This is a genomic window from Nitrobacter winogradskyi (assembly GCF_006539545.1).
GTDB classification, from domain to species: domain Bacteria; phylum Pseudomonadota; class Alphaproteobacteria; order Rhizobiales; family Xanthobacteraceae; genus Nitrobacter; species Nitrobacter winogradskyi_A.
Window position 1 is genome coordinate 1 of record NZ_BJNF01000096.1, and the last position, 11,087, is coordinate 11,087.

Consider the following 11,087-nt stretch of genomic DNA (forward strand, 5'->3'; position numbering starts at 1 on the left):
CGCCGCCTCCGCCTCCGCCGCCTCCGCCGCCTCCGCCTCCGCCTCCGCCTCCGCCTCCGCCGCCTCCGCCTCCGCCTCCGCCGCCGCCGCAGTTCACTGGAACAATGACATCGCGGATGGTGCCTGACAAATCGGCTGCTTCCCGACGGACCGCCACGTTCGAGGTGATACTACCGAAAACGCCAAGATCGTAGCGGACTTCAGCTTGGCCGCCGCTGACCTTGGTGCGGATCATCTCGTCGAATGTTCTGACAGAAGGATTGGTCATGGTCAGGTAGGTGGCATCGTCGAAGCGTCGGTCGCGAATGTTGAGTTGATTGAGATAACCCGTAAAGCGGAGCGCGAACGGGCCGCCCGGATCATAGGCAGCATCCAGCTGCACCGACTGCCCCTCGATCGAGTCAAGCCGTTCGAAGTTCTGCCCTGGGGTAAATGGATTCCCGGATCCTGAAGCGATCGTATTTGGCGCCAAACCCTGGCGACCCTTCAGATAGCTGAGCGTTGCACCAAGTCGCCAATCTCCGACGTTGGCGCCGAAATTAGCGAACAGGTTTGACTTCTCATTGTCGCTGTTGGCTCGATAACTGCCATCTGGAAGAAGGAATGCATTAAACTCCGTACGGCTACCGCTGACAAAGAAGTCGTAGTTCCCGTTGCCGCCAGACAAAGTACCGTAGGCACGACGCGCACCACCGCCGCCAACCTCGGCGCCGAGGTCACCATGAATACCTCTAGTGCCCTTTTTGGTGATGATGTTGATGGCGCCCGCGATCGCTCCCGGTCCATAAAGAACCGAACTTGGTCCTTGGATGACTTTGATCTGATCAATATTCTCTGTCGGGATCAGGGACGGATCGAACTGGCCATCGACAGCGGAATTCAACGGAACGCCGTTGAGGAAAATTTGCGTTTGCCGCGGCGGCAGGCCGCGTATCATCATACGAGGGATGCTCTGGCCGCCGCTGGTGACGACAACGCCCGGAACGGCGCGAACCGCTTCGTCGAGACTGCGCGCTCCTTTCTGCGCAATCTGCTCCTCGGTAACGGTTGTTATATTCTCGCCTGTCGCCCGGTCTGTTGCATGCCCGGCACCGGCACCTTCGTCTGCTGTATGAGGCCCATTCCTAACGCTTTGCCTACTGGTGACTGGCGATGGGGCTTCGTTCGTCGTTCTGCCGGGCGCCCGTCCGGTGACGACGATTGCGCCAAGCATATAAGGTTCGGTACGCTTTTGGCTTTCTTCGTCGGCCTTGGCCGAGGCGATCGCGGCAGACAGCCCCAAGATCGTCATAACAACATGTCGTGTCATCGCGCGGATTCACTTTCGACGCACGCGCATCAGTAGAATGGCAGCGAGAGAGCCACCGGCCAGACCGAACAGGAAATGGCTGGTTAGCGGAAGGAAAGATCCAACGCCGCGGAATCCGGCGCCGAAGGCCAAAACGGCGATGAACTTGAGCGCGTTCGCGACACCCGCTGAAAAACCGATGCGCCATAGTGAGCTGCGCCATGCCGGGCCGAGCATTCCAAAACAATCGAGGATCAGCCCCGGCAACAGATAAATCAGAACGCCGTGAGGGCCGATGTTGCCGGCGGCGAAACCGATAACAGCGGCACTACAGACGGCAGCAGTGGCCGCCCATGGCAGCCCGGTGACACCGCGCGCCGCCACCAATATCGCCATCACGATCAGACCGCGCCAGCCGGGCAGATGCAGCGGCACCCGCAGCCAGGCATCGACCGCCCAAACCAATCCTCCGGCAAGAAGACAGATGCCGAAACTGGAAGATAAATTGAGCCCCGCGTCAGTACTGCCGGAGAATATCCTTTGGGGCGAGCTGCCATTGACATTGCTCATTGGGGTTTCCTGTTGGTTCGACGAGGAGAACGGCCCGGCCATCGATCATGACACCGCGCGGCCAAGGGTTGACGCTGATGCGATCGGACGCATCCACCGGTTCCCCGCTATGGACCTCGTAAATGGCATCGATTCCGGAATGACTGAGAAGATGAGCAGCCGTGACAATACCGCGGGTCTCGCGGAGTCCCGGTCGCCAAGCGATGCGGCCATCGCGCCCGCTCTTGCGCAAACCCACCGCAGCAAGCGCTCCGATCACGCCGCCGTGATCGCCGGTCAATCCTTCAAGAAACAGCCCCTCGCGTCGCGCAAGATCGCGGGCGTGGTCCTGGGTGAGGATTTCCTTTTTTGCCTTGAAGCCGAAATCCTCGACAACAAGCCCGACGCCGGATGAGGTCGCGATGCACAAGCCCGCATCCGACCCTTCGGCGCTATGCTCCAGCAGATAGGAGCGGCACATATCCGTCAAAGCGGATGTATCACCCGATAGAATTTCAACCCGCAGACAAAGCGAACTATTGTGCGACGTATAGGGAATACGTCGGTCGAACAGCAGTTGATGCCGGGTAATCTCGTGAACTCGCGCGATCCCGGAAGCGGAAATCAGCGCGCCCAGTTGCCGCGATATGTAGCCCGTACCATGGCTTTCGAGATTGTCAGTGTCGTCGATGCCTATGAGAATCACGGGCTGGCCCCATCGCGAAATGGCGCGTCAGACCCCGCGCACAAACCAAGTCCATCGACCAAGAAGCAGATCGTTCTTTGTATATATTTGTGTGAATATTACGTATTGTACGCTAGATATCCGAGTAGATATAACGAGTCAAGCGCAATGCCTTGCTACGCAACCAGCCCTTGAGCCTGCCGAACATGTTCTCGATCTTGTGCCGCTGGCGATAGAGAATGCGGTCGTGTTCGACGGGCTCTTTGCGGTTTGACTTCGACGGGATGCATGCCGTGATGCCACGCTTGGCGAGAGCCCGGCGAAACCAGTTGGCGTCGTAGCCCTTGTCGGCGAGCAACTGTCTGGCGGGCGGCAGCACATCGATCATCAGGGCCGCGCCCTTGTAATCGCTCATCTGGCCTTCGCTGAGCAGCATGATGACGGGGCGTCCCTGGCCGTCGCAGACGGCCTGCAGTTTGGAGTTCAGGCCGCCCTTCGTGCGCCCGATACGTCGGGGAACAGGCCCTTTTTAAAAGGCTTGCAGCACTCTCGTAATAGATTGAATGGGTCCTGAAAAAACCAGATTGGAACTAACGGGGCAAACGCCGATCTCCGATCGCCCAACCGGAAAACTCTAGAAGAATATCCTTTGGCACGAGCTGCCATTGACATTGGTCATTGGGGTTTTCTGTCGGTTCGACAAGGAGAACGGCTTGGCCATCGATCATAACACTGCGCGGCCAAGGGTTGACGCTGATGAGGTCCGACATGCCAACTGGCTCACCGGTATGGATCCGACGAATGGCATCGATTCCTGAATGGCTTAAAAGATGAGCGGCCGTGACAATTCCGCGAGTCTCGCGCAGACCCGGCCGCCAACCGATACGCCCGTCGCGACCGCTCTTGCGCAGGCCCACTGCGGCAAGCGCTCCAATCACGCCGCCATGATCGCCGGTCAGCCCTCAAGCAACAGCCCCTCACATCGCGCCAGTTCGCAGGCCCGATCTTGGGTGAGAATCTCCTTTTTCGCCTTGAAGCCGAAATCCTCGACAACAGGCGGGACATCAGATGAGGTCGCGATGCACAAGCCCACATTGGATCCGACGGCATTGTGCTTCAGCAGATAGGACCGACACGTAGCCGCCAACGCGGAGATGCCACCCGACTGGACTTCAACCCGCATACAGAGCGCACTATTGTGTGAGGTGTAAGGAATGCACCGATCGAACATCAGCTGGTGCCGGGTAATCTCGTGGAGGCGTGCGATCCCGGAGGCTGCAACTAGCGCACCCAGCTTCCGCGCGAGATAACCTGTCCCACGGCTTTCAGGATTATCGGTGTCGTCGATACCTACAAGAATCACGAGCTAATCCCATTACGAATGATCCATCCGATCATGCGCGCAATCCAATTTGATCGATCAAAGAAGAAATCATTTCTTATGTCCGTCCAACCGGCAAACCCATCTGAGGACGGACAAACCTGTTCAGCAATGACGCGCTGGAGAGGGAACCTGATAACTCACGTTATTGCAATTTTAGGCTTTGTACTTGCCGTTCTGCACTTATTGAACCTGTTCTTCGCGCGCGGCGAGTGCCGCCGGCAATCCCTTGAACGACACGGGCAGCTTTATCTGCTGATGCGCTCCGTCTTCGAACTCCAGCCGTCCCGGCTCAGCCTTCGTCCTGCCCTTCAATAACTGAATGGCGTCCGGCTTGATCTCGGCCTCGGCCATGCACGTTTGAATGCAGCGCGTGAATGTTGCGGTGAGCGGCGGCGTCTTGTCGTCGACGACAAGGCGTATTCCAGCTGGCAAATACACCCCCGGCGGAACCTGCACGATCAACTTCATGGAATCAGACTTACTTACTCGTCCAAAAACCACCTCAGCAACAGCGCTCTGCTGCTGTTGCTGATTGCGCGTCGCAATGGTTTGAGCGACCTCGCATATCTTGGGCGCAGGTGATTTGGTTTCGCAGCGCACGACCCAATCTTCAAACGTCTGAGTCGAGGTCGACGTTTGTGGACTGTTACCGGTTCCCTTGGCCGGAGTTGCGGGCGCAGCTACTCCGAGAGTTTGTGCCAGAGTGCAAGCGACCGACAGCAGGATCACCGACAACAAACCGCCGCGATACATCTGTCTGCACATTACGTAACACGTATTTCGAGAACCAGGACGACGCATAACTATCCTCTATCAGGATTAGACTTACAGTAACCGGGGAGCAATTCCCGAGCGCAATCTCGCGCGCTTCATGGCGCGAAGCTCATTGATACAGGTGCAGCATCACTGCGGCGGTTGAGCCGGTGCACCCTGCTTTGGAGCACCACTTTCCAAGTTGAAACGCTGGCCGTTGACGTCGATGCTGCGGATCGTGGCGCCAGGGCCTGCGCCGCTTCCTGCGTGGCCGCGGCGGCTGGTCTGCGCGGTACGGCGACGCGCGCGCGCATGCTCCTGCTGTTTGTCGTCGGCTTTGACGGCGTCGCCGACCGATTTGATCGACTCCTCGATCGCTGCCGACTTCGCGGGCTTCGCCGCCGATGCGCCCGCCGCTGACGCCGAAAGATCGGGCGGCGTCAGGGATGATGTCACCGCATTATTCGAAACCGAATTCGCGATGCTGGCTCCTTGCGCCGCCACGGCCTGTTGGGCAACCGCCGCCTGTGCCGCAGCTTGCTGGACAGCAGCCGCATTGGCACGATCCGCCAACACCTGATCGATGGTGCCGTTGGCGTAGAATTGTGCGTCCCTCATCTGCACTGAGGTCAGACCACCGCCGCCGATGACACTGCCTTCGCTGCTGCCTTCGTTGCCGGCGGTTCTCAAGCCACTATTGATATCCGAGTTATAGTAACTGTTGACGACCCGCGCGCCCTGAAAATTGGCGCCGACAACGCCGCCCCCCACCGTATTTCCCTGACCTGTCACGGAGCCAAAGGCGTAGGAATTTTGAATGCTTCCTACAATTATTCCAGATGAATTGCCGCCGACCAGCCCTCCCGCGAAGGACCCCCCTGGCAAAGTGCCGAAGCTTGTTACCGTGCCGGCCGCGCGCGAATCGATGATCGTGCCGACATTCAATCCGGCCAGCCCCCCAACAGAACCATTGGTCGTCACATCGCCGTAGGCCCAGGAGTTGCTAATGGTACCTACGTTAACTCCCGCCAGCCCGCCTACAGTCCCCCTACCCGTCACATTGCCGGTGGCGTAGGAATTTGAGATATCAGACCACCCACGTGGGCCATTCCCAATCAGAGAGCTTGTGGCAACCAGCCCCCCGGCGACGGTCCCGTTCAGAGACCCGGTGACGTTACCGGTCGCAAAGGAGTTGGCAATGATACCATTGCCATAAAGGCCCCCGAACAATCCGCCGGCGCGACTGCCCCAAGCATTCACGAACTTGACTTCTCCCGTCGCAAAAGAATTCAGACGTGGAGTGTTCCGATTCTACCGCCGCCCGTCTCCCCCGACCCGACAAGACCGCCAATACCAGAGGTATTCCAGAAGGATGGTTCTTCCTGCGACAGAGTACCGACCACGTTCCCGACGGCATAGGTGCGATCAATCACAAAGGGCGAACCCTGATAGCCCGCGTCAAGACCCGGGATGCTGCCAATCAATCCTCCAATGTTGGTGCTGCCGGTCACATTTCCCCTGGCAAAAGAGTTCTGGATGGTTTGGCTACTTTGGGATGACAAGAACCCAATCAGCCCGCCAACGTTACTCTCCTGCACGGTATTGGAACTCTTGACGTCGCCGGTGGCGTAGGAACTGTAAACACTTGTCCCAATGCCGTATCCGATGAGGCCGCCGAGGTCCTTATACTGCCCGGTCACGTTCCCGCTCGCATGAGAGCGGATAACGCTGGAGTATACGGTGCGTCCGATCAGCCCCCCGACCATCGAGTTACCCGAGACAGCTACCGTCGAGAAGCTATCGGAGACCGTGGGGAATGTGTTTACGTTGGCCAAGTCACGGACACCGCTGAAGCCGATCAAGCCTCCTCCCCAACTGTCAGCGGACACTGAGCTGACAAAGTTCGGATCGCTGCCGGTGCTATAGGCCCGCCTGACATCCCCCAGATTCCAACCGATCAAGGCGCCGGCGCCGCTTGTGTTCAAGGTCGTAACTCTTACATTCACTATACCGATGTCGCGAACGAGACTGCCGATCGTGGTTCGACCGATCAATCCGGCATCGGGGGAGGTCGTGACAATCTCCAGATAGCTGACCGTGTGCCCGAGGCCCGTTAAAGTTCCGCCCAAGCTGGTGATCACTGCGTTACTATAGAGCGTCGGCGTACCGGAAGCTGTACCATCCGAGGTGGCATATAGATTCTGGGCGAGCGCGTAATTTCCAACACCGCTGGCGTAGCCGTTGATGTCGGGCGTGGCACTGTTGATCCTAGCCAGACCACTCATGCTGTGAACCAGCGTGTAAGCCGTACCGTTGATCACCAGCCCGTTCGTGTTAGCAGCGTTGGAGAACGTAATGCTGCCGTAAACGCCATCGCCGCCATTGGCGAGAGCATGCGGATCGACTTTCGCGACCGGGCCAAAAACTGGATTACCTCGAACCAGATTACCATCCGCATCCAAGGACATTTCATAGACCGGGTTGCCATTCTTGTCGTAAATTTGCTCGCCCCACACCAGTTCATAGACCGGCTTACCATTCCCGTCGTACGCTTGCGCGAGCACGGGTCCGGCCTTGGTGCCGTCGGGGCCGTCGACAAGGGTAAGAACCGGCCTCAAGACGGGGTCCGCCATGGGGGCGGCTCCACTGTAGCTCGCCGGCGTGAGAATGTTGTAGTCGCCGCCGTAGTTCATCGCCAACCCGGCTGTGGCACCGGACGCGGCAATGCCGGCATTGATGTTGATGTCGTTGGTGGCCGAAAGCGTCAGGGTGGTGTTCTGCGACCAGCTCACGGCTTGGTTCACTGTAATACTGCCGCCCACGGCGTTCAGGGCGAAGTTACGCGTCGCCAGGTTGCTCTGAACGAATTGGGTTCCGAACGTACCGCCGGTGCCGATCGAAATGTTGCCCCCCTGACTCCACGACCAAGTGCCATGATCGCCCGTATTCAGAGAGAAATTACTTGCCAGACTGACTTGATTCCCCGCCGTATCGAGCAATCCGCCGTTTCCACCTGACAACGACACGTCTACGGATCCACCAACATTCGTCGCGCCCGAGACAGGACCGACCACGTAGCCGGCGAGCCCCTGCCCGGCCGGATTGACAGTCAGCGTCAGCGCGTTTGCCGACGCCAGGATCACCTTGCCCCCGTGCGCGTTGATGGTTCCGCTCTGGGTAACCCCGCGCTCGCTCGCCAGCGCGGCAAAGCCACCGTCAGCGACCGTGATACCGCCGGCCGCAACCACGGACCCAGTGCCGCCGTCAGTGGCAAAACGATAAGTCCCCGCGAGAAAGTCGCTATTGCTCATCGCCAGCGTGCTGGCCACGATCGAGCCGACGTTGACACTGGAGCCTGCCGAGAACAGAACGCCGTTGGAATTGAGGATAAAGACCCGGCCGCCATCCGGCGCACTCAATACACCGTCGATCAGGCTTCTCTCGTTACCGGTTACGCGATTGAGGGTGATCGCCGTCGCGGAAGGCTGGCGGAAAATGACGCTCTCATTGGCGGCGATCGAGAACCGAAGCCAGTTGATGATCGCCTTGTCCGAAGTCTGCGTAATGATCATCTGGTTTGATACAGACTTATCGTCGATCGTGACCTTGCTCGGATCTGTAACGATATGATCAAGTATGCGATTTGCGTCGCCGATCGTGACCGAGGCCTGCGCATTGATCAGCGTATAGTTTGAATTCGGATTATTGATGATGGTGAGCGAGCTGAGATTGTTAACCTTATAGAGACCGGGCGCGGAACCATCCAGGATCGCCACGCCGGTCACCGAAACCTGATCTCCAGCCACACGATTCGTCACGACCAGGTTAGCGGCGTTGAAGGTATTATCCGTACCGTTCGTCGCGCGCACCCCGACAAGGGTTAGAGGACGTGGCGTGATCGAGGCGAGCGTCTGCAGTTGCGGGTTTTGCACCTGGTAGTTTCCGGCGCCGGTCCCCGTCAGCCCCAACCCGGCCAGCGTGACGATCTGGTTTTGTGCGGCGTTCTTGCTGGAGAACTGCGGAGTGCCATAGGTCAGCGTCGGATTGTCGCCCGCGATCACGCCGGAAAGCTGCCATGAAGTGACCTCGGTATCCGTCGAACCATCGTAGACCTTGTCCGCCGCCGTGAATGTTGCGGCGATCGGCTTGGGCGTGATGCTCGCAGTCGTGTTGAGGTTGACGATTCTATAATTGCTCGCCAAGCCGCCGTTGGCACCATCAGCAAGCGTCGCAACAAACGTGACGCCCTTATTCGCACCAGCGTCCTTGTTGTTGAACGCGATCGAGGAATAGGTGACGTCCAGGGTCTGGTTTCCGACCAGCCCGACCAGCCCTCCATTCGGTGCGCCCACAGCAGCGGTGCCCGCCGTGGTGCCATCATAGACCTTGTCAGCAATGCCGCCCGAAACCGTCAATATCTTGGGAACAATGGTAATGAGGCCGTTGATGTTGGTGTAGAGCGATGAAGACAGGATCCTCGACGAGGCCCAGATTCCGGCATCAACATATCCGTCGCTGTTCGTAATAACGGTGAAAGCGTTATATGGCGTGAACGCCGCTACAGGGGAGATATTGTCCATCCGCGCGGGATCTCCACCACCACCCTGCAAGCCTCGCACAACACCCGACGCCAGCACGCCGGACAGCCCGGTTAGGCCGTACTGTGTACCCGCTAATGCGTTACCGGCGTACACCATGATATTTCTCAGGGCAGGGAAACCGGACTTCGAAGCGGCCCAGATATTCGATTCGAAACCGACATAATTGGCAAAAACGGTCGCATCCGCCGCCGCCAGGCGCGTCGCACTCGAGCTATCCGTCACCAACGGCGTTCCGCTTGCGCTGGCCGCGGACCAGTACACGTTGTTCAAGGTGCCGCCGGTGTTATCAGCCACGAACCCCTTACCCGCCTCAGCCGCGGCAGTATTCGTCCAGTACGAGGTCGCAAAGGCGCTGGAGATGGTGCCTTCGTTCTTGAAGACAAAGCCAGCGCCCCATGTCGCCGTCGCGGGTGCTGCCGCGGTGACAGTGTTCAGACTGGTCGTATAAGCGTTGGTGATCGTACCGGTGTTCCATCCGACGAAGCCGCCGAGGTCTGGCGCCGAACTGAATATGGACGAGGTATTAGTGCCTCTGTATGAAAACGACTGATCGATCGTTCCAGTGTTCTTGCCGACGAAACCGCCGAAGCCGCGCTCGCCGGAAGTCACAGTCGAGTTGGAGAGGTTTACGACGTTCGTGGCATAGGAGCGGCTAATCTCGCCGGCGTTCAAACCGACGAGACCGCCGGCATAGCTGATGCCAAGCACGTTGGCATTCTGGTTGAAAACCCCTTGGTTGCCTACCGTAGCGAAGGCCGAACTGTCAATGATGCGACCATCAGCCTCGTTGTGGCCCACCAGACCGCCGCCCCCCGTGGTGATCAGGACGCGCACTTGCGAAGAGCTTTGCGCGATCAGGCCTGAATTGACGCCGACGAGACCACCGGCCCAGCCGACTGTCACCGCCTGGTTCGCGCCGCGCGTATTCAGCGTCCCTATAGCCATGCTGTTGATGATGCTGCCCCGATTGACGTTGGCGAGGAGGCCTACCGCCGCCGTGCTGGTGGCGCCGGCGTTCACCGTAACATCGACCCTGAGATTACTGATCACAGCGCCGCTACCAATCTCTCCAAAGTACCCTGTCGCTGTCAGCTGTTCTCTCCCCCCCCTTATCTCGTTTCCGAGTCCATTGAAGCGGCCGGTAAAGGGGGCCAAAGCAGTGCCAATGCCGGGTTGCGAGAAACTACCAACCCCATTACCGAGCACATAGTTGCCGGCGAGATCGAATAGAGCGGGGGCCAATTGCGCGGAGTCGGTTATCACCGTATAGTTCTCGCCGTTCAGCTTGAATGCACCGCCCGCGAGGTTGCTGAAGTTGAATGCGGCTCTAAAGACGGGGTTGCCTAACTGAGTGACATACAGTCCCATGGGTGTGCCATCGGCATTGGTGCCGGCACCGTAAGTGCCGACGAACTTCGCCGTTTGGTGTGCTGCCATGGCCGCACTGACGTAAATATTGGCGCCGGCATTCAGGGTCAGCGTGCCTGAATTCCAGCTCACAGCGGCATTGACGTTGATGTTGTTGGCGGCGGTCAGCGTGAGGTTGCTGTTGGCCGGCAACGTCAGCGCCGCGTTAATGTTGATGTTGCCGAGGTCGTTGCCTCCCGCCACAGTTTCAAAAATAGCCGTGCCGTTCAGCGTTAGCAGGTTCAGCAAAGTGGTCGCGCCGATGCCGCTGTTGGTATAGGCGCCATTTCCGGCAACAATGTTGAAGTCGGTCGGGTCAACCAGCCAGGTGCCGCTGGTGCCGCTCGCGGCTTTGGTGGTAATCACCGCGCTATCCGCGATCTTGACGTGATCGCCCGAGGTTTCGATGAAGCCGCCGTT

The 11,087-nt window shown here is 58.7% G+C and carries 8 protein-coding genes; all 8 read right to left on the minus strand.

The window, feature by feature from the left end; genetic code table 11:
- Nucleotides 1–1,309: TonB-dependent receptor plug domain-containing protein (locus tag NWI01_RS16040; RefSeq protein WP_181410541.1), on the minus strand; the 1,309-nt coding region annotated here is incomplete at its 3' end.
- Between the two features lie 9 nt (nt 1,310–1,318).
- Nucleotides 1,319–1,900, minus strand: coding sequence for a hypothetical protein (locus NWI01_RS16045; protein WP_141384976.1), 582 nt, complete (start codon nt 1,898–1,900; stop codon nt 1,319–1,321).
- Complete coding sequence (locus tag NWI01_RS16050) at nt 1,806–2,543, minus strand: ABC transporter substrate-binding protein (RefSeq protein ID WP_141384977.1); 738 nt, start codon at nt 2,541–2,543, stop codon at nt 1,806–1,808. Before NWI01_RS16050 ends, NWI01_RS16045 begins: the two co-directional genes overlap by 95 nt.
- A 112-nt stretch (nt 2,544–2,655) precedes the next feature.
- The gene (locus NWI01_RS16055; RefSeq protein WP_141384978.1) at nt 2,656–3,030 is read right to left on the minus strand and encodes a transposase; all 375 of its coding nucleotides are present in this window, start codon (nt 3,028–3,030) and stop codon (nt 2,656–2,658) included.
- Between the two features lie 447 nt (nt 3,031–3,477).
- Nucleotides 3,478–3,885 carry a hypothetical protein gene (locus NWI01_RS16060; protein ID WP_141384979.1) on the minus strand — a complete coding sequence of 136 codons (408 nt, stop codon included), beginning with the start codon at nt 3,883–3,885 and terminating at the stop codon, nt 3,478–3,480.
- Between the two features lie 201 nt (nt 3,886–4,086).
- A complete protein-coding gene (locus NWI01_RS16065; protein WP_244613825.1) occupies nt 4,087–4,671 on the minus strand; it encodes an invasion associated locus B family protein in 585 nt (194 codons plus the stop codon).
- Nucleotides 4,672–4,809: 138 nt separating this feature from the next.
- A complete protein-coding gene (locus NWI01_RS16070; protein WP_141384981.1) occupies nt 4,810–5,919 on the minus strand; it encodes a hypothetical protein in 1,110 nt (369 codons plus the stop codon).
- 29 nt (nt 5,920–5,948) lie between these two features.
- On the minus strand, nt 5,949–11,033 hold the full coding sequence (locus tag NWI01_RS16075) for a beta strand repeat-containing protein (protein ID WP_210242988.1): 5,085 nt from the start codon (nt 11,031–11,033) through the stop codon (nt 5,949–5,951).
- Nucleotides 11,034–11,087 lie beyond the last annotated feature (54 nt).